The sequence below is a fragment of the Hyphomicrobium denitrificans 1NES1 genome (genome assembly GCF_000230975.2).
Lineage (GTDB): Bacteria > Pseudomonadota > Alphaproteobacteria > Rhizobiales > Hyphomicrobiaceae > Hyphomicrobium_B > Hyphomicrobium_B denitrificans_A.
Genome location: NC_021172.1, coordinates 172,383 through 192,473 on the forward strand (window position 1 = coordinate 172,383; position 20,091 = coordinate 192,473).

The window sequence follows — 20,091 nt, forward strand, 5'->3', positions numbered from 1 at the left end:
CTACTCTCCTGCCAATAGCCGCTCAAGCTGTGGGAGACCGCTCGTTGCGACCTGCGCTTTGCTTGCCACTGGGCCTAAGATCGTTGCGTTCTTGGGAGAGCTGCCGCGCAGTTCCACGGCCACGAGCGTGAATCCCGATTCGCTGCGCACAAATACCGCTGGTCGATTGTCGATTTTGACGACAGCCGAAGCGGGTACATTCAGGGCGCCTGTTACGGTTGGACGCAGAATGCTGACGGTGACCATCTGGCCGGGAAGGAGGTGGGAGTCGGCAGGGATGGTTGCAAACATCACTGCGGAGCGCGTTATCCGGTCGAGAGAACCTCCAACAGAAACCACCCTGCCCTCAGGCCCGTCGATGATTTGTACGACGTCACCGGGTTTGACGCGCGCAATGACGTCGGCCGGCGTCTGGATCTCGACCCATAGCTCGTCGCTGGTGTCGATGGTGACAGTCGCGGCCATCGCCTCGATTTTGTCGCCGGGCATGACGCGAGTTTCCGCCACCGTTCCATCGGACGGCGCAGGGATGGTGTATAGCCCGTCCTCTCTGGCGATTATTCCGTTCAGCGCCGTCGCGCGCTTATGCTGCTCAAGAACAGCGCGGACCTTCGCGACCTGCGCCTCCGCTTCGTCTGCCAGTGTGGGATTTTGATAGTTCTTATCGGCGAGCGCACGTCTTCGCCGCGCGATGGCCTCTGCCGTCTGCAGCTCAGCCTCCGATTGCGCGAGCTGGCTTTGGACTTCGAGCAGCTCGCGGCTGGAAACCGTGATCATGGGCGTGCCCTTGCTGACGTGTTGCCCCGGCAGAACGTGCACTTGGTTCACGGTGCCCGCGAAGGGTGCGGCGGCAACAAGCCGCGAGTTCAAGGGTGGGACCACGATGCCGGGCAGGACAGCGACCGTTTCCGTGCTGGCGGATCGCACGGGTTCAAGCTTGATGTTGAGACGCCTGACCTGCTCAGAGGTAATGCTCACGTCCTTTGCCGCCACGGACCGCGGCGCAAGTACGGCAATGAAAGCCAGAACGTAAAAAGCTAAATTTCTTCCAGGCATCCAAGCATCCCTTTTGACGGCCGAGCCGTGCTCCGGGGAGATGCGATACCGATCTGAAAGGAACCTGAATTGAACCTGCAGTAAGGCTGACAGCCGTTTTCAGGTTCATTTCAGGATGATCGTGCTAGTTCAAAATGATCGTGCTAGAAAGCGCGAACACGCGGGAGAAGACCATTCGCATACTGCTGATCGAAGATGATGATGAAATCGCCGATCGGCTTGTTGCCGGTCTTGCGCGAGCGGGATTTACTGTCGAACGCGCCGACAACGGGGCTGATGGTTATGCCATGGGAATGGAAGACGCGTACGCCGCGGCAATCCTCGACCTCGGCCTTCCGCAGATGCAGGGCCTTGACGTTCTCAAGCGCTGGCGCGCGTCCGACCGCAAGATCCCCGTTTTGATTCTCACTGCGCGAGGCACATGGGCAGAGAAGGTCGACGGTCTTAACGCAGGCGCGGATGACTATATTACCAAGCCGTTCCACATCCCCGAGGTTGCAGCAAGGCTTAAGGCGCTGATCCGACGCGCCTCAGGAATTGCGAGCCCGGTGCTCACCCATCGCGGCATCTCGCTCGATACGGCTTCGAGCCGCGTCTGCCAAAATGGCGAGTCCATTGAATTGACTGCGCGTGAACTCAAGATGCTGACCTACTTCATGCATCGCATCGGCCGCGTCGTGTCGCAGGCCGAGTTGATCGATCATCTCTACGCTCTTGAGGACAGTCGGGAGTCAAATACCATCGAAGTTTACATCAGCCGCTTGAGGCGGAAGCTTGGCGCTGACGTCATCACGACAGTGCGCGGGCTCGGGTACCGGATGGACTGAGCGGCATGACCAGCTTGAAACGCCGACTGATCCTGGCCGCCACGCTGTGGATTACATTTGGAATGATTTCTGCGGGTTTCGTTCTGTCGGGAGTATTCAAGCGACATGTAACCGATCAGACCTATATCGAAATCTACGAACACCTGGATGAGTTCGTTCACTTGACGGAATTCAAGCCCGGCACGGCGCCTCATCTCACACACGATCTCAGCGATCCTCGTTATGATATCCCGATGTCGGGCTACTATTGGGAAATCCAGAAAGCGGGTAGCGTTCTCGCGAAGTCGGGTTCTCTGGAAGATGCGGTGCTGTTAATGCCACCGGATTTCCCGACGGACGTCGGCACGCACACTGCCAAGAGCGTCGGACCGACAGGGACCGTTCTCATTGCCGCGCGTACCGTGCGGACACCACCCGACGGCTCGCCGATACGTTTTGTTGTCGGAACCGACCAACGTTACGTCGATGCCGCCGTGTCCCGGTTCCACAGCATTCTGTCATGGGCTCTGACGGGATTCGGACTTTCCATGGTCGTCGGCGCGGTACTCCTGATCTTGTACGCGCTGAAGCCGCTAAATACCTTGCGGAGTTCGCTGGCGGATGTGCGAACTGGCGCTTCCAGAAAGCTGGAGGGCACATACCCGCTAGAAGTTCTCCCCTTGGTCAACGACCTCAACTCCCTGCTTGTGTCGACGTCAGAGCTGATACAGAGGGCGCGGACGCAGGCCGGAAATTTAGCGCACGGATTAAAGACCCCTCTCGCCGTGTTGACGGACGAGGCATATCGCATCGAGGAATGCGGGTTGCCGCAATCGTCGGCGACGATTCTGACTCAATGCCGCAAGATGCAAACCCAGATTGATTATCAGATCTCGCGGGCCCGCGCCGTCGCCCTGCGGTCGATCCCGGGCACAGTGGCAGAGGTTCGCAAAGCCGCAGAGGAAGTCGCCAATGCTCTTCGCAGGTTGTACGGCGGGAGCGGGGTGGCGATAACCGTTGACGTTTCCGATGGTCTGTTGGTCGCCTGCGATCCCCAAGACCTCAACGAGATGCTGGCAAATGTTGTCGACAACGCCTGCAAGCACGCAAAATCTCATGTTCGCATCTCGTGTCATGGGCTTACCTCTGACAAGACTTTCGATCTGCACGTGGAAGATGATGGAAAGGGATTGCCGCCTGAAGCCTTCGAAGTCGTATTTGACGTCGGTGAACGATGGGATTCCCGCGAAGCCGGATCCGGGCTAGGGCTCGCCATCGTACAAGATCTGGCGCGACTCTATGGTGGCGATGTCAGGCTTCAAAAATCGAGCATGGGTGGGCTTTGGGTTGTGCTCACGCTGCCTTCGGCGTCGGATATGGCAAACGATGTTGCAGAGGCCTAAACTGAATCACTGAGAATATGATTTCTGAATCTGACGCCATCAGGCAGTTGCCGCGATGGGAAGGCGATTTCGACGATCAAACCCGAATTGTTATCGGCAAGAGCGATATTTGCTCCATGCAGATCTGCGATGGACGCCACAAGACTTAGACCGAGACCACTTCCCTTTGTCGAACGACTTTTCTCCAAACGATATAGACGTCTGAATACCTTGTCGCGTTCTTCGGCCGGAATTCCAGGTCCGGTATCTTTGACCCTCACCTTTGGCCGTCCGTCTTCCTCGACCAATTCGACTTGAATATCTGATCCCGGCGGACAATGTATGATTGCGTTCTCGATCAGATTGATAAAGAGCTGATTAAGAAGTTTCCGGTCACCGTGAACGATCAAGCGTGGTGAATCGATGATCGATCCAGCAAGTTTATGATTCCGCTCCTCGGCGACAACTTCCAACGCATCGAGGATATTGATAAGCAGGCTGTTGAGTTCGACATCAACAAACTTTGTCTTTCGCGCCCCGGATTCGATTTCCGAAATCCTCAGCAGGGCATCGAACGTTTCCGAAATTTCGTCAATTTCCTCAACAGCTGCGCCCACGACCTCTTGATATACAGAGAGGTCTGGTGGGCCCGATTGCGCGATTTCGAGTTTCTGCCGCATGCGGGCTATTGGCGTTCGCAGGTCATGGGCGATATCCGTCGATACTTGTTTCAAGTTATCGATGAGAGCCTGCAATCTGTTGAGCGTCGCATTGATCAACGCCGAAACTTGGTCAAGATCATCTCTGGCGCGGCTTAGGGGGACGCGTTCTTGTAGGCGGCCAGACGCGACGGCATTAAGGACGGCATCCATCTTTGCGATGCGTCGTTGTGCGCTCATACCGGAAATATAGCCTCCGATCATGGCGAAGAGGATTGACAGCCCAATACCCCACAAAAGCCCATTCAAAAGGGCGCGCTGTGCATCGTTGATGTCGCCATTTCCATCCCCAACGAACAGGGCGCCATTTTTCACCGGTGTCCATCTTCCAAGCACGGCCGTGCTTGCACGCGGCGCCGTCCAGGTCCCGATCAATGGCAACTCTTCCCATGGGATCGTCCTCCAATCCGGGAAGCGAGGGATTACCCGGATGTTACCGGCAACGTACTCACCCTTGCTGTCCACAAGGAGGTAAATGTCTTCGTTTGACTGTGCGACCGCTGCATGACGACGGACCGTCGCGGCAATCCCCTCGAATCCACCCCTGACCTCCATGTCCGACAACGTCTTGCGCACTTCGTCAACGTGAGCTTTGAGGTTGTCGACGAGCTGTCCACTGATCGTGAAATACAATACTGAAAAAATTGCGAGATTTGTCAGCGAAACGATCACCGCGACCAGTGCCGCCAGTCGAATAGCCGCGCGCTGTGTCAGTCTAGTCTTTATCATCGATGCGATAACCAAGACCCCTTACGGTACGTAGCAGAGGAATGTCGCCGGGCCGATCGATTTTTAATCGTAATCGACTGACATTCGTTTGCACGATAGACGTTTTGGGATCGAGTTCCAAATCCCAAACTTGCTCGAGCAGCATCGAGCGTGTGACAACGCGGCCGCGATTGCGTACCAGGATTTCCAGCATGCGGAACTCGCGCGGCTGTAAACGGATGATCTCTCCGCCGCGTTTGACCTCCCTCTTGATCAAATCGACCTCAAGATCGGCGATCTTAAAATGGAAATCTTCATGCGCAATTGGAGGCCGTCGACCGAGAGCAGAGACCCTCGCGACGAGCTCACCGAGCGCAAATGGCTTGACGAGGTAATCGTCAGCACCGCTTTCAAAGCCTTCTATCCTATCCTCAATGCCGCCAACCGCGGTCAAGAACAGAATAGGTGAACTGATCCGGGCCGCCCGAAGACGTTGGACGATGGAAAGCCCGTCCATACCCGGTAGCATACGGTCGATGACCAAAACGTCGAACCCGCCGACAATGGCGTGCTTGAAGCCAGTCTGGCCGTCGTTCGAAACGTCAACATCATAGCCATGCTTTACGAGACTCTGCTTGACGAGTTTTGCAGTTTGGTCATCGTCTTCGATGAGAAGAATTCGCATAAGGGATCATCGTTGGAAAATATATTATCGGAAACGCCGTTCGGCTGCCGTCTCCTAGAAGGGAGGGGATTCACAGTTTCATCGATCTAAGATCATACTTGGAAGCGCCGCTCAACCACCTTGGGTGCAAGGCTTCCGAGTCCGCTATCGTGACTGGGAACGCAAAGTGATCGGACTGAGGCGGAAACATTAGCAATCTGTATGGTTTGTGGCGGCCGAAGCATTTTGACGGCGTGGAATCATACAAGTCGGCGATAGTGCCGCCTTATTGAGAGCAGACCCTCCTCTAAATTTCGAAGCCGGATGAGGGGGGTGAGCAGATGTTCCATCCGGCAGGACGTGCTCGCCGAAAATATAGGATTGCGCTCGTCGCCAGCTTGCTCCTTATGAACTCGCGAGCTGGCGCGGGAACTGCCTGCGTGACCTGCACCCAGCCGAATTTGAACGTCCGCTGTGAAATCAGAAAGTCGGAAGCAGTCGAGACACTGCCGTTCGGTGCAGAACTCCTGGACGCAGCCTGCGTCAAGGTCATTAAGGCGTCATACGTTGCCAAGGGATGTCATGCTTTGAAGGGAACGACGTGTCTCAACTGGCCCGTAAAAAGTTTTTCGCTCAAAGAGGCAAAGCGCGCAATTCTTGGAGAAGCTCCCGTAGCACCGACCTTCGAGCAGCAGCATCCGCCCGCTCAAGTGCCGACGCCGGATGCTTCCGCGCAAGCACCGCAAAATGCCTTAGTGGCGGTCTGGCAAAAGTTTCTCGCCATGATCACTTGGCATTAGCTGAATGGTGCCCGGTGTGATTCCATGCATATCCGACAATCGACACCTGGTTGTGCTCATCATCATCGGCTTTCTTTGCGGCGCCACTGGATGCGACAGGCCGGACACATCCGCTGGTGAAGGTATGGACCGGCAAACTTGCCTTGGTTCAGAGCTTGCACCCATCGACGCTCTAGCGGCGTGTTCCCGTTTCATTGTTGCAACGGACAGCCAGACCCTTAATCGCTCTGATGCCTATTACAATCGCGGCGTCGCATTTGCGGATTTGGGTGAATTGCATCACGCAAAGCTTGATCTTGAGCATGCGCTTAAACTTGACCCGGAAAACCGATGGGCACGCCAACGGCTCGAAACCGTGAATCAAACTCTTTCAAGAACGGGAGGTTGAATTGACCTCGCATACGGAATTCGTCATCGCCAAGCTACGAATATGGCTCCGGAAGCCATCATCGCGATACCGAACCAGTTCACGAGGGAAAGAGATTCTCCGAGAAACGTTACCCCAAATATCGCGACCAGAACGACGCCGAGCTTATCGATTGGCGCGACAACAGCAGCATCGCCGATCTGCAGCGCCCTGAAATAGCAGAACCACGATGCTCCCGTGGCCAAGCCGGAGAGCACAAGAAATATATACGTGTGTAGCGAGATGTTGCCGATCTGTTGCAAAAGGCCGCGCGCAAGAAGAACGATGCCCAGGGCCGCCATGATCACCACGGTGCGGATGAATGTCGCGAGGTCCGAGTTGACGTTGGCAACACCGATTTTTGCAAAGATAGCTGTCAACGCTGCGAAGGTTGCCGACAGAAGAGCCCATACGAGCCAGCCGAATTTGAATGTCACTATATCAGTTCCTATGCGTGCAGGCTTCTAGTTGTTGACCATCGGATTTGTATGTCATCGCCATGGCAGCACATACTGGCACAAACGAAAGGAAGAAGGTGATGACGAGCGAGCATGGCGTACGTCCGGTGACTGTATCTAAAGTCGCCGAAATTACGCTTGTGTTTTGGATCCTGAAAATTCTCGCGACAACCCTCGGAGAAACCGCCGGCGACTATATCTCCATGTCGCTTGACCTTGGATATTACGTAGGATTGGCCATCACGTTTGCCGTCCTCATCATCGTCCTAACCGCCCAGATAAGATCGCGCACCTTTCACCCGCTTCTGTTCTGGCTCGCGATTATCGCAACGACCACGGCAGGAACTGAAATCTCGGACTTTATGGATCGCTCTCTCGGCCTGGGGTACGCGTTAGGTTCGGCATTTCTGGTCGCCGGTCTGCTCCTCACCCTCGTATCCTGGCACATGCGCACGGGCGATATCACGGTATATCCCCTTTACAGGAAGGATAGTGAGCTCTTCTTTTGGATCGCCATCCTATTCTCAAACAGCCTTGGCACGGCTTTCGGCGATTTCCTCACCGACGATCTAGGGCTCACGTTCCTTCAAGGCGCGACAGCGACAGCAGCGATCATCCTGATCATCGGTGCGCTGCACTACTCAAAGTCGGCGCCCGATGTTTTGTTATTTTGGATCGCCTTCGTGTTCACGCGTCCTTTTGGTGCGACCTTCGGGGATTTTCTCACCAAGCCGACAGACGTTGGCGGACTGAATTTACCCCGCGACTATGCGTCGTTGACGACTTTGGCTCTGCTTCTCTCAATTCTCTATGCCTCTACTCGGAACACAACGAAGAGCAATAAATAGGGCGCATTAGAACACTCCGGTCCAGGCTTATTTATGGTTCGGCATTGATGCGCTTACCGAAATGAACATGAACAATGGTTGATAAATGCTGCGTATCATCCGGCAATACATCTCGGATTTGGACTGCAGGCGCAAGCATCCCGAGCTTTATGATGACGTGCTTCAAGCAAAACGAATGGAACACTGCATCAAGGCTTTCAGTCACAAGACAGTTGCCATCGTCGGCAACGCCGATTCGATATTCGAGCATTCATCGGGCAAAGTCATTGATGGAGCGGACGTCGTCGTCCGCATCAATCGAGGTGCGCCCAGCAATTTTACTGCGCAAGGAAGGCGGACAGACATTCTTTGCCTCGCCATGCCCATGGAGCGCGCGTCGATCAGCGAGATGTTCGGTAATCCTTCAATCATATTCGTATCACCGCGGCGTGCAATCCTCTCCTCCGATCTCATGGGGTCAGTAGCTGTTCTTCCACTGCAAAATTGGAAAGTGGTATCGCTTCTGCTCGATGGCTGTCGTCCATCCGCAGGTATGATCGCGACATGGATTGCACACTATCTGTTACAAGCCACCAGCGTGTCCCTGTATGGCTTTGATTGGAAGAAGACGAAAACTCATTATGCTGACAAGATGCGAAGGAAACATCATAACTGGGCGCTTGAAGAAGCGTTGATGACGAGATGGGCGAAGGAAGGTTGGCTAGAACTACCTCCTGTTAGCAACCGCTTGCGATTGCCTTGAACATTCCCTCCGCTCCTAAGCGTGCGTTGAACTTGTAGGCCCGCATGTTCAAGAGTTCATTTTCGCTGAAGGCATAACTTTGCATACCTTCAAGGCCGAGCTTTGCAGCCACAGACCGCCGATCAGAAATGATCCGATTACTCAACTGCGCGTCCTCAAGAAGACCCTCCATTTTGTGGGTATTGGATGGCCAAGCCAAGAATGGGACCTCAAGAACAATTGCCAAACACAATGCATGAAACCTGCCGCTAACAATGAGTCCAGCCTCATTCGACAAATAAGCGGCGAAGGTCTCGAAGGTCGGAAACTGGGCTCGCCAGCGGGCTTTCTGAGGAGGCGATCGTAGCCAAGCCGATGCCCGTCGCCACTGATATTTGCATCGACTTCCAAAATTTCGGTCGGGAAATGTTTCGATGCGAGGCGGCCGACTCATTATGGAGTAAAATGATGCGTTCAGATGCTTGGAGACTTCATAAAGGCCTGCCGTTTCATCTCTGTCGACGCTGTCGATGACGACGATGCGCTTACCAAAGCCGCGCCGTGCCTCAACGTTCCAGGTCAAAGTCAAGTCGGGTACTATGGTCACGTCAAGACCGTGATTCTTTGCTTCCGACGCACTGCGACTGTCACGGACCCATATTCCGCGAAATCTTTTGAGACCTTCTGCAATCGATGGTGAGTTCCCCTGATAGACGGAATTGATGAGATAAGCCGGGACCCCGACGTCAGCCAAAAATGGAGCCAATTGCGCTATCGCTTTTGCACCCGCTCGGTCGTGATGAAGCGTCCCCTCGCCGTTCACGATAACCAAGTCAAATTTGGACCAATCTCTCTGCCGCACAGGCAAGCTCAGCGGCACCCAGGCGGTGATAGTGATCCCTGCCTCAGCCGCAAGTTCTTGCAGTTGTCGAGAAACCAGCGTGCAACCATGATGGCCGGCTGCATGGGTCGCGTTCATGACTGCGGCTCTGAGCACGCCTAACTCTCAAGATCTTTTCGTGCGAGTTCGAAGCTCGCATCGTAAGCAAATCCCGCTTGCAGTAGGGCCGACTTTGAAGAGTGAATGCTCACCGCTATGGCACGTTCGTCACAAATCTTTTTGGCCAAAACCAAATGTTCGATGATCCGTTGGCGGGCTTTCAGCAATCCCGATTTGGCGGCGTCTCCGGCCAATTCATAGAAACGAGGCTCATTAGAATTCGTTATATCGATTCCAATGAGTCCGATATGCGCCGGTGCGAGTGCAATAGCGAATTGGATAGCGGACACGACGACCGATCCTCCTTGAATGACTCCCCAGGCGGGCGCCAATGAAAGGGCACCTGCTTGATCATCGCTAAAGCTGACAAAGCGTCGACGCTTGAGGTGCGCGTCGTTTGTGCGACGGCGGAGGTAGGGTTTGCGAAGATCATCGATCAAAATAACAGGGTGCGCTCGTAACCACTCGGCGTTACGTTCGCAAATTGCCCTTATTACAGCCGGTGACAAGAAACACGGGGTCTGTTCGAGAATGCGCTCCTGCATCATTTTGAAATGGCGCCACACGAAGCGCTCGTCTTCTATGGCGACTGCGAGAGGCCGCTTGATAACATCACCCAACAGCGAAATTGCCCCATTCAGCAGGATGCTGGAATTGTCCGGAATAAGAGACAGGTTTTGTTCCAGGACCGAGGGCCCGGAGCCGATGACGTAGATCGCTTCAGGTCGGCGAAGGTGGTGGTGCGTGACCAACGTACCCACGCGAACGCCGCGATACAGGATTTCGGGGCTTACTCCCCAACGCTTAAGTTTAAGATGTGGCCACCAGGCCTGAAAGTGTCGGCGGGTAGGTCCGAAAAGAAATGCCGCGGCTCCTTTCACCACAACCCGTTTTAATTGTGTCTCAGCTGGAATGATTGAGCTCCTTTGCCATGAGCGGATGTTCATTCGTTATGTTCCGCGTCTGACCAGTCAACGTCCTATAGAACTTTATGACCTCGTCGGCCTCAATATTGATGGAAAATTTCTCCTCCGCTCTGGCGCGGGCAGCTGCGCGCTTTTCCGCGCCAACATTCGGGTGGTCGAGGATCTCGCCGATCGCCAGCGCCAATGCATCCGCATCACCAGGTGCAACCAGTCGCCCTACGTCATCTGTCACAAGCTGAGGAAAAGCCCCAACCGTCGTTGCAACGACGGGCACACCGCTCGCCATGGCTTCTAACGGCGTGACACCGAATCCTTCCCAGCGTTGAGGGGCAGCGAGAACATCAAGCGCGCGGTACCATTTTGCAATTTCGAAGGTCGAGACTTCCGGCAAGAACAATAACCGGTCGCTCAAATGCGCGTCGCGAACTCTTTCGTTTAGCGTCCTAAAGTAATGTCTATGAGCTCGTGTTGTTCGCCCCAGTATGATTGCCCCAACATCAGGGCGTGACGGAAGTACCTTGAGCATCGCCTCTACAAATGTATCCGTTCCCTTCCGATGGCGAATGCGTCCAAAACATCCGACAAACCTTAGTTGAGGCAGTCCAAGCGCCTCCCTCTCAACCCGAATATCGACCGCCGGATAAAACCGATCGAGGTCAATACCGTGGCCGATGACTGTCGAAGGGTGCTCCAAGTAGCTTGCTGACGCATTTGACGTCGCGATCAATCCGTCCATTCGATCAATTAATCGACGCGTCCAAACCGTGTGTTGGCGTTGAGAGGCTGACGTAAACACCAAGCGAAGTTCAAACCCGAATAAATCGCGGAGTATCACTCCCCAAAGCATTTCGATATTGCGTCTGGCATGCCAAATGCGTTGTCGGCCATTCCTTGATTTGCGAAAGCTTAGGAGGTCGCGAATTCGGACATGGGGAACCGATGCGTGAAGGCCAAAGCCTACTGCCACGGATTTCATACTTTTTGCCTGTATTGTTACGATCCTTTCCAGGGTTGAAGTGACCCCTGACAAGCGTCTGCTGAAGTTTGGATTGATAACTTCTATTTCACTGACATCGTGGGGCTGGCGCGACGATGCATGACGGTGGGCGGGTAACAGCCCTTGCAAGAACGATTTCTGAGGCACGACACTGTTCTCCCCCGTCAAGCAGATTTCTTTCTCGGTCGACGAAAGCAATGGCGCGACGGCGTCGATATGCAGACAGTTTTGTATGCATTGTCGATGACATCGCGTTTAGCTAAGAGGGGGAATGCCTAAGGGGGCTCGTGAGCGAGGGGGCAATGCGCAAAATCGGTCAAAAGATCACATCGCAATTGCCCGTGGTTTTTGTTCTAGCGGGCCTCTTAGGGATCTTTCGAGCTATTTTGGGCAAGGGACACAATGCGTTCGACTATGCGGGCTGCATTGCACTCGTAGGAATTCTGTGCGCACTCATGATTTTTCTTGCGAATGGAATAGACTTTGTGAAACAGAAAATTATCAGGATGTATCGAACCAAGCGGACGGTGCAAAAATAACAACGATGATGAACCTCAATTCGGCGAACAGTCTCAGACCTAGTTCGGACGCGGCGTTTTAATTAGTCAACGTGATTTTCCGTCCCAGCCGCCATGCTGGTTCGCTGCGAGGGCTTTGCCCCAAAAAATCGCAACTTTCGACCGACGAGAAATACCAACGCAGTGCTTATTGCGTTGAAGATGCCTGCAAATACGACATCAGACAAAAAATGCCCTCCCTCTATCATTCTGACCAATCCTGCCAGTGAGCCAAATGCAATTGAAAGAGGCAATAAAAGAGCTGCTTTGAGCGGGAATAAGATTGTCGCAGCGAATCCAATTGTAAATATCGATGACGCCTCGCCCGAGACGAATGAGCAGTTTTTTGCGCATTCGTGCGCTGGATGTAACGGCGGGGTATATCCATGGCGTCCCCCGAGTTCGACGACATCGCGCGGTCGCGCTCGTCCCCAGTGGTCCTTGAAACCCAGATTCGTTACGACCAAGGGACCAGCTAGAATGCAGACCAGCAAGAAATTCCACTCGCGGGGTTTGAGGCCGGACCACGCGCCTCGCGCATGAGAATAATAACTTCCTACGGCCGCTATGACGCATACGACGATGAAAAGCGCGTTGAACGCAATCCGAATTGATTCAAGAGCAAGCGAATCCATGCCGATGAAACGGCGACCAGACGTATGAAATTCCTCAGCTATTACCAAGTCGAGGTTTGGATAATGTGCAAAAACAGCTGCGGCGATGCAGCCGGCCACTATAGATCCTACCAGAACCCGTAAGGCGATGGAAAAACTGCGATTGCATTCTTTGCCCATTTGCACCCGCACTCCGCGCTCGCGAAGCGAGAAGTCAATATCCGTGGTGTTGCAATGGTGGCCACGCGTATACAAAAATGTATGCTCGGGCGAACTTCATACTCGGCCGGTCTCTGCGATAACCCGCCCGATCGGCCTCACATATGCCCGCCAGCTGCGTACTCGTCGCCATGCCCCGAGTCATTGGGCAGGCACTAGGATTTAGTCTGCACAGGGCCAAAGTTAATCTACTGTTAAGCAGACTCAGTAACCGTGGACTCTAGTGCGCGGGCGTAGACTCCAGCAGATATGAATTTCATAGCCATGATCGTAGGAAGAAGAGCTTTCCTCGGATTGATCTGCTGCACCGCATGGGCAGGCAGCGCATTGGCGCAGGCCGCTCAGCAAGAAATCCAAATTTCAGCTACTGTTCTGAGTTCATGCACCATCAACGGTGCGTCGAGCGGCGCAGTCGATACAGCGACGATCGGTATCGACGCTTCGGGCAATGTGATCGTCTCTTCGATCACGCCTTCTAATGCCCCTTACATCAACGTCGTTTGTAATGCGCCAGCGACGCTTCAACTAAGGTCGACTCAAGGGGCGGTTAAGACGGCTGCGACCGGCAGCGGCTTCACCAACATCATCAATTATCTGGCTTCGGCGACTTGGAACAACCAAACAGCAACAATCGATACAGCAACAATTGCGACGGCCACCGGACAGGAAACCGGCACGGCTGAACCCGTTTCGGCTGGTTCTGGCAATCTTGACGTTACGATTACCCCTGAAGCCAATGCTCAGCCGCTTATCGGCGGAAATTACTCTGACTCTCTTTTTGTCCTTCTTACGCCACAGTAGTAACCGCGTTTAGAGCGCCGCGTCTTTTAAAAGCAAAAATCAATTCGGTGAGGTACGCCATGTCGCCTCCTCGAGTAATGTTCTTTATACTGATTTTCTGGCAACTGACGCTCGCTCAGTCAGTCGGCGCTATGACAGTGACGCCAACGCAAATCGAGATGGCGTCAACGGGCCGGACCAGCCGCGGTGCGATTACAGTTGTCAACAATGGCACAGACGCACTCCCTGTTGAGCTTATCGTCAAAAAGGTGTCGTTGGATGAGGCTGGTGTTCCAAAGGGGAGTCCCGCAGGCGACGAATTCCTGATCATGCCACCGCAGGCAATGATTCCGCCAGGCGCTACTCAGAATTTTCGAATCCAATGGCTCGGCGAACCCCTGCTCGAAAAAAGCGAAACGTTTCTTGTCTACGTCAATCAGATCCCTGTGAAGTTGCCGAAACGGATCAGGGGCGTACAAGTGGTTTTCGGCATGGGAGTCATGGTCAACGTCGCCCCGCCGCGCGGCGAAGCGGCACTTCAGGTCGTGAAGACCGGCGTTGTGACGGACGCTAAAGGCCGGCGACATCCGACTCTCACAGTGTTTAATCCGACCAATGTCCACGCGCTGTTTCCGCAATCAACTGTGCGAGTCTCAAGCGGTGATTGGTCGGAGACTCTTTCAAGTGGTGAACTCGCGCAAAGCATCGGAATTGGGCTGGTGCAACCTGGGCATCGACGTCGCTTCGTTCTTCCAGTGGCGTTACCACCCAGCGTGACCTCGGTGCAAACAAGCCTTGAGTTCAGGGCGAAGCCCTAGGCAATGTGCTCTGTTCACGAAGGCTCGGCGCAGAAGAAAACACCGAGGCCGCAATCTCGGCGTCAGCCGCTTTTTTTGTCAGTCGCCCGCAATTCGAGACGTCCAAGGTCATGTTGGCAGATTGCACTCCCAGCGATTGTTGCCATGGGGACCTCGTTGTCGGGTTACGCAGTGTCTGCCGCGGGTGTCGAGTACGCGGCACCTGTCTCTACTCGTTTGAATACCACCGGCAGGCCGATCGACATGGATGTTCCCATAGAAGATGGTGGCCGAGAGCTCGGTGACATCCCCATCCGCATCAATGCGGATGATTCAATTATGGTTAGCCGAACCGCGCTTATTCAAACAATTGCGACGAGCTTGGATGCCGCCGCCCGCAACCGCTTGGCGGCGATTGGCGGCGACGCGCCTTTTGTTCCTATCGCGGCCTTCGCTTCCGCTGGCTTCGATATTCGGTTCGATCGGGCGCTGCAGGAACTCACGTTCACTGTGACGGCCGACCAACGCGCATCATCTGACATTTCGCTCTCCGGCAATCACCAATCGCCTGCGAGTTCTGTATTGGCGCCCCCCGCAAAATTGTCCGGCTACGTCAATCTCTTCGCCAGCATCGATCACGAATGGGGAATGCACGCCTCCGGAGAAGATTTCGATTCGGCGACGAGTGGGCGTCTAGAATTCGATTCTGCCGTCCGCGCCGGTAACTTCGTATTCGAGAACGCAGGCGTTTTAGCCGGAGATGTCGACGTCAATGTTTGCCCGACGGTGGCGCTTTGCGCCTACACGCATTCGCCGGGATTTAAGCGGCAAATGTCGCGCATGGTCTACGATATGCCCGAGGACCGGATCCGCATGGAAGTCGGCGATGTCGAGCCTCTGGGAACAAGCTTTCAAAGCACACCGGATTTGCTTGGCGTATCGATCGAGAAATCGAGTCGCAAGTTGAGTCCCGGTAATACGTTCGCACCGACAGGAGGTGGGTCGTTTGTCATCAACAGGCCGTCCGACGTCGAAATCCGTATCAACGGCATCGTGCAACGACGGATCCAGTTGCAGCCCGGAACATACAATGTCCGCGACTTGCCTTTGGTGACCGGTGCCAACGACGTCGACATCGTGATCATCGATGATACCGGAAGGCAGCGACATGTTTCTTTTAAGTCCTTCTTTGATACGAACCTTCTTGCCGCTGGGAAGAGCGAGTGGGGTCTTACGGCCGGCTTGCCGTCGTATCTGCGGGACGAGGCGCGCGATTATCTTCCCGATCTCTATATGGCCAGCGGGTTCTATCGTTATGGATTGCAAGACAACCTTGTTGGGGAACTCGATCTTCAGGCTGATGCCAGCGTCGTGATGGCTGGCGCCGGGGTCTTGACGGATTTTGCTTCTGGACTGATCGGGATACGCGGCGCGGCATCCACCGGAGACGCCGGCAGCGGTATAGCGGTGGGCCTAGATTGGAGCACGACAAATTTTCACGGGTTTATGCAGGGAGGAGGCGAAAGCATTCGTCTCGCTGCCGAATATAGAAGTCCCGATTTTCACACAGCCGGGAACATCGATACGGCGCTGACGGGTATCATCTATCCGCAATGGAATTACTGGCTGAACCTAGACGCGATCTATTCTGCTCCTATCGGATACCGGACAACGGCATCGCTTTCCGGACGCTATCAGTTCGTCAATGACGAGGAGTTTGGGAGCACGATGTTTGCGTCGGGGGATCGCTACGGCGTTGACGTCACGCTCTCACGGCCTCTGACGGCAGCTCTGTCAGGAAGCTTGACGCTCGGCGTTTCGAATGAATCCTATCTTTCGAGGCTCGATCCTCGGGAGCCAACAGGATCCGAGTTTCGCGTTGGATTTCGGCTATTCGGCAATCCTGACGAGCGAACTAACATCAGTGCCGGTTTTGACACGCTGAACGAGCAATCGGATGTCTCGGCTTATCGCACGTCAGGCAACGGTATCGGCCGCTGGGATACCAGCGTCAATGTCCAACAAAACGAATTCGACGATCGCGCGTCTGTAAATGGCATGATCGGTTACTACGGCAATCGTGCCCAGGTTCGGCTCATCCATAACTCTGGGTTCGATGGCGTTTCCATTACCGATTTTCACCTGCAGCCCGGTCAGCAGCGAACCTCGCTGCAAATCGGAACATCAATCGCATTTGCCGATGGACATGTGGCAATCGGTGCGCCGATCACGGGCGACGCATTTGCGATCGTCTATCCGCATGCGAGCATTGCCGACAAGACCGTCACCGTCGGCGGCGGCGACAATGTTCGCGCTGTTGCTGATGGATGGGGGCCGGCTGTTGTGACGAACCTGCCTGCTTATGCGCCCTCGACCATACCCGTCGATGCCGACGATCTTCCAACCGGTTATAGCTTGGGCGCAGCTGCGTTCGATACGTTTGCGCCGTTCAAGGGCGGATATGCTTTGGAGGTCGGATCGGCTTATTCTGTTTCCGCCTACGGTACGCTGCAATTTACTGACGGTGAGCCGGTGGCTTTGTTGACGGGTACCGCACACCCCATCGATCACCCCGATAAATCCGTAACGATTTTTACAAATGCGGCCGGCCGGTTTGGCGCCGAAGGTTTGGCGCCGGGCCGATGGATTCTTGAGATGGCGACCGACGGCGCTCCGACACGCTTTGCGCTGAATATTCCCTCAAACGCGCAAGGCCTATTCAAGGCCGGTACGCTGCACCCCGTGGAGGCGCCATGAGTCTTGCTCGTATCATCGCAGTGATGCTACTGGCCACCGCATTCGGTGGACTAAGTTCCGATAAAGCGAATGCCGTTTGCTCTATTCTATCTGCGAGCGCATCACCCCTGAGTGCCAGTACAGGAACTTACACACCGCCGACTCCGTCGGCCGCGCAGCCTGTCAGCATTACGATTAGCGGAACTTTCCTCGCAGCCCTCGGGGATTTGGCTGGGGGGTGCGCCGCTGCGATTTCCTTCAATCGATCATCCCTCCCGGCTTCAATGTTGATCTCGGGCGGCGGGACGGCCACGTTGCCCTATACCCTGCAATCATCCAGCAGCGGCGGCAACACGCTGCTCTATACGGGAGGTGGGATACCCGCTGCCTCGAATGCGTTGCCATTCACCTTCCCGGCCTCGGTTTTGACGGTGAGCAACTTCAGTGTGACGGTGACCGTTTGGGCGCTGGCTCAGCCAACCGCGTTCCAGCAGGCGGGCAGCTACGCCGACCAGATCACGCTTGATATCTTTACGAGTACTTTGGCTGGCATTCTTCAGAGTAAGGTGTCCAGCCAGACGTTTACAGTGACTGGTAACGTCGCCAAATCCTGCACGATTGGCGGAATAAGCCACCCTGCGGCTGATACGGCAACGATTCCGATTACGGCAAGCGGCGCTGTCAACACGGCGCCGATCAATCGGTCATATCCAAACGCCTTCTGCAATACTCCCGCCAACATGCAGCTGACATCGCAAAACGGCGCGGTAACAACATCCGGATCCGGCGGAGGGCTGCAACGGCTGATCGATTACACCGCATCGGCGACATTCTCGGGTTCTACCGCATCTCTCGACACAGCGACTGTACCGACTGCGAGCGGCTCGGAGGCAGGAACGACTTCATCTACTACGGGCAGCACGCCAACTGGAAGCTTGGGGGTTACGATCACACCGCAACTCAATGCCCAGCCGCTCGCCGCCGGTAGCTACGCAGATACGCTGACCATAACTATAACTCCTCAGTAGGAGCGGCGTCTGGCCGAAATTCACGGGCGGTCGGGCAGTGGAAACCTGCGGATGTGAGAAGTGCCCGGCAGAACGGCAAAGGATGAGCCATTGAAAAGATGTGTGAGCGAACCATCGTCGATCGGTTCAAAAATCAGGTCCTCTCCGCATGCTATATCGACCTTTCGGAGCGAGCTTTTGAGTTTCCGCACAGTTGCGAGGCCACGGAAAAAGCTGCTCGAGGACCTGGATACATTCATCGCGATCGAGCAAACGCGCCTGAAGGGCGGCGTCGATCGTCGCCCTTTTTGCAAGGCCAGATCCGCCATGAAGTGTCGACGAGCGCCATTCTATCGACGGTGCTGGTCGCAGGCGAGCCACACCTGACCGAGACGTGGACGTCCACGTCGCGACTCAATCATGCTTGTCGATACGAGGACCTATCGCCACTGTCATACTGACAGGGGCCGATTTAATTACTACTTTAAGAAGGATCCAAGAGATCGAATGCGACGGAACGATGAGCCATCAGGACGTGCGCGCCGAAAGCCGTCGCGTTCGCAAAGGCGCGACCACATTAGCTGCTGATCAGCAATGTTAGCTGCCGCGCAAAAAGCAATAATTCTTGTCGACAGCTGATTGGCTCGGTCGGAGCTGAGCGTGAGCCGCCAGCTTTCGGTCACAAGCTTGCGTGCGCCGAGTGCCCGGGTGACTCCAGCACGAGCTTCCAACGTAGCGCCGGCCATGGGCTGCGCCGAGCGCTTAGAAACGATGTCGACAAATCATTGGCAGTCTAGCAATTAATCCGTCGACGCATGAAGTTGCGTCCGCGGCGAAGTGGGCAGTTCGTCGCCTGAATTCGCCCGTGTCGTCCCTGCATCACTCCGATCTGATTTCGCTAAAGACTGCTGATCTTGTAGTTTACTGTAAGAGTATATAATACTACTGATCGACGCGATAAGCTACGGTATCGTGGGTATCGAGACCCCTGACTTGAGATGACGGGAAAAAGGATGGACTCAACTTCTCTGCGGCCATTCGGGGCCGCATTGCTAGCTATGTTGGCAAGCGCCTCCCCAGGCATGGCCGGACAGGACGCAAATTTCGTGCTGTACAATCAGCACATGGAGGAAAAAGGCGAAACCGAGGTTGAGATCTACTCCGACTACAGCCACGTCGGCAACGGGGAGTCGAACTACACGGCTCAACTGTACGAAATCGAGTACGGCGTCACGGACTTGTTCACGACCTCTATATACCTCGAGACTGCCAAAACATTCGAAGATGACCAACACTATGATTTCGGCAGCTTTCGTTGGGAAAATCGCTATCGCCTCTTTAAAGACGAGACCTTGCTGAACCCGGTGTTATACGCGGAGTACGAGTACAAAAAGCCCACCAGCCGCTTCATGCGCTCTGTCGTCGGGCGAACCGACGGGGAGGAGGAGGAAGAGCACGGGGAGGAAGAAAGCGAGCATGAGCTCGAAACAAAGCTCATTCTCGGTCGCGACATCACCAGCAATCTCAACGTTGCCTTCAATATGATTCAGGAAATCAACTTCATGAACGGCCTCTGGTCGTTCGGATACGCAGGCGGTCTGAATTACGCGTTCTACCGCGCCTATGACCAAAGCGGTGTGGTGGATCTCGAAGAAGCAGGGATTCAGAAATTAACGCTGGGACTTGAGGTCTACGGTGGTCTCGGAGACTCGGAAAAAGGCCTTACGCTGTCCGGCAGCAAGACCGAGCAGTACCTCGGCGTCAACCTCCGCGCTGATCTCAAGAACGAAATGCACGTTGGCATCGGTGGCGCTTTTGGGCTGACGGATAACAGCGAAGACGCCGTTGCCCGGCTGACGGTCGGCTATGAGTTTGAATAAGAGGAAGGTT

19 protein-coding genes are annotated in these 20,091 nt (G+C 54.9%); 11 read left to right on the top strand and 8 right to left on the bottom strand.

Annotation, left to right across the window (positions count from 1 at the left end):
* Positions 1-978 (bottom strand): efflux RND transporter periplasmic adaptor subunit, encoded by a 978-nt coding sequence (locus tag HYPDE_RS00755; protein WP_244437742.1) that lies wholly within the window; start codon positions 976-978, stop codon positions 1-3.
* 212 nt (positions 979-1,190) lie between these two features.
* Between HYPDE_RS00755 and HYPDE_RS00760 the strand changes: the two genes are divergently transcribed.
* Together HYPDE_RS00760 and HYPDE_RS00765 are read left to right on the top strand one after the other, a co-directional pair.
* Positions 1,191-1,883: a response regulator transcription factor gene (locus HYPDE_RS00760; protein ID WP_015596403.1), complete on the top strand. Its 693-nt coding sequence runs from the start codon at positions 1,191-1,193 to the stop codon at positions 1,881-1,883.
* Positions 1,884-1,888: 5 nt separating this feature from the next.
* Positions 1,889-3,265 (top strand): ATP-binding protein, encoded by a 1,377-nt coding sequence (locus HYPDE_RS00765; protein WP_015596404.1) that lies wholly within the window; start codon positions 1,889-1,891, stop codon positions 3,263-3,265.
* Here the strand turns inward: HYPDE_RS00765 and HYPDE_RS00770 are convergent.
* Both HYPDE_RS00770 and HYPDE_RS00775 read right to left on the bottom strand, forming a co-directional pair.
* A complete protein-coding gene (locus HYPDE_RS00770) occupies positions 3,262-4,707 on the bottom strand; it encodes a sensor histidine kinase (protein WP_244437743.1) in 1,446 nt (481 codons plus the stop codon). The genes HYPDE_RS00765 and HYPDE_RS00770 overlap by 4 nt on opposite strands.
* Positions 4,679-5,356, bottom strand: coding sequence for a response regulator transcription factor (locus tag HYPDE_RS00775; RefSeq protein ID WP_015596406.1), 678 nt, complete (start codon positions 5,354-5,356; stop codon positions 4,679-4,681). Before HYPDE_RS00775 ends, HYPDE_RS00770 begins: the two co-directional genes overlap by 29 nt.
* 419 nt (positions 5,357-5,775) lie before the next feature.
* Between HYPDE_RS00775 and HYPDE_RS00780 the strand changes: the two genes are divergently transcribed.
* Positions 5,776-6,135 (top strand): hypothetical protein, encoded by a 360-nt coding sequence (locus HYPDE_RS00780; protein WP_244437744.1) that lies wholly within the window; start codon positions 5,776-5,778, stop codon positions 6,133-6,135.
* A gap of 52 nt (positions 6,136-6,187) precedes the next feature.
* The gene (locus HYPDE_RS00785; RefSeq protein ID WP_041319707.1) at positions 6,188-6,523 is read left to right on the top strand and encodes a tetratricopeptide repeat protein; all 336 of its coding nucleotides are present in this window, start codon (positions 6,188-6,190) and stop codon (positions 6,521-6,523) included.
* A 23-nt stretch (positions 6,524-6,546) separates the two neighbouring features.
* Here the strand turns inward: HYPDE_RS00785 and HYPDE_RS00790 are convergent, their stop codons facing one another.
* The gene (locus HYPDE_RS00790; RefSeq protein WP_015596409.1) at positions 6,547-6,978 is read right to left on the bottom strand and encodes an EamA family transporter; all 432 of its coding nucleotides are present in this window, start codon (positions 6,976-6,978) and stop codon (positions 6,547-6,549) included.
* A 101-nt stretch (positions 6,979-7,079) separates the two neighbouring features.
* Here HYPDE_RS00790 and HYPDE_RS00795 point away from each other — a divergent pair, with 101 nt between their 5' ends.
* Together HYPDE_RS00795 and HYPDE_RS00800 are read left to right on the top strand one after the other, a co-directional pair.
* Complete coding sequence (locus tag HYPDE_RS00795) at positions 7,080-7,847, top strand: COG4705 family protein (RefSeq protein ID WP_041320697.1); 768 nt, start codon at positions 7,080-7,082, stop codon at positions 7,845-7,847.
* An 85-nt stretch (positions 7,848-7,932) separates the two neighbouring features.
* Positions 7,933-8,589, top strand: a complete 657-nt coding sequence (locus HYPDE_RS00800; RefSeq protein WP_015596411.1) for a glycosyltransferase family 29 protein — start codon at positions 7,933-7,935, stop codon at positions 8,587-8,589.
* Here the strand turns inward: HYPDE_RS00800 and HYPDE_RS00805 are convergent.
* The 4 genes from HYPDE_RS00805 to HYPDE_RS18345 form a co-directional block, all read right to left on the bottom strand.
* The gene (locus HYPDE_RS00805) at positions 8,564-9,547 is read right to left on the bottom strand and encodes a polysaccharide pyruvyl transferase family protein (RefSeq protein ID WP_041319711.1); all 984 of its coding nucleotides are present in this window, start codon (positions 9,545-9,547) and stop codon (positions 8,564-8,566) included. The two genes, HYPDE_RS00800 and HYPDE_RS00805, sit on opposite strands and share 26 nt — an antisense overlap.
* 20 nt (positions 9,548-9,567) lie before the next feature.
* Positions 9,568-10,515 carry a glycosyl transferase gene (locus HYPDE_RS00810; RefSeq protein WP_144061136.1) on the bottom strand — a complete coding sequence of 316 codons (948 nt, stop codon included), beginning with the start codon at positions 10,513-10,515 and terminating at the stop codon, positions 9,568-9,570.
* A complete protein-coding gene (locus HYPDE_RS00815) occupies positions 10,472-11,611 on the bottom strand; it encodes a glycosyltransferase family 4 protein (RefSeq protein WP_201764381.1) in 1,140 nt (379 codons plus the stop codon). Before HYPDE_RS00815 ends, HYPDE_RS00810 begins: the two co-directional genes overlap by 44 nt.
* Before the next feature lie 481 nt (positions 11,612-12,092).
* On the bottom strand, positions 12,093-12,842 hold the full coding sequence (locus tag HYPDE_RS18345; RefSeq protein WP_015596416.1) for a phosphatase PAP2 family protein: 750 nt from the start codon (positions 12,840-12,842) through the stop codon (positions 12,093-12,095).
* 288 nt (positions 12,843-13,130) lie between these two features.
* Between HYPDE_RS18345 and HYPDE_RS00830 the strand changes: the two genes are divergently transcribed.
* From HYPDE_RS00830 to HYPDE_RS00860, 5 genes are all read left to right on the top strand, one after another.
* Positions 13,131-13,682, top strand: a complete 552-nt coding sequence (locus tag HYPDE_RS00830; RefSeq protein WP_015596417.1) for a hypothetical protein — start codon at positions 13,131-13,133, stop codon at positions 13,680-13,682.
* Between the two features lie 59 nt (positions 13,683-13,741).
* On the top strand, positions 13,742-14,479 hold the full coding sequence (locus HYPDE_RS00835) for a fimbria/pilus periplasmic chaperone (protein WP_144061137.1): 738 nt from the start codon (positions 13,742-13,744) through the stop codon (positions 14,477-14,479).
* 144 nt (positions 14,480-14,623) lie between these two features.
* Positions 14,624-17,215, top strand: a complete 2,592-nt coding sequence (locus tag HYPDE_RS00840) for a fimbria/pilus outer membrane usher protein (RefSeq protein ID WP_144061138.1) — start codon at positions 14,624-14,626, stop codon at positions 17,213-17,215.
* A gap of 293 nt (positions 17,216-17,508) precedes the next feature.
* Complete coding sequence (locus tag HYPDE_RS00845) at positions 17,509-18,222, top strand: hypothetical protein (protein WP_015596420.1); 714 nt, start codon at positions 17,509-17,511, stop codon at positions 18,220-18,222.
* 992 nt (positions 18,223-19,214) lie between these two features.
* The gene (locus HYPDE_RS00860) at positions 19,215-20,081 is read left to right on the top strand and encodes a hypothetical protein (RefSeq protein WP_244437746.1); all 867 of its coding nucleotides are present in this window, start codon (positions 19,215-19,217) and stop codon (positions 20,079-20,081) included.
* Positions 20,082-20,091: the final 10 nt, after the last annotated feature.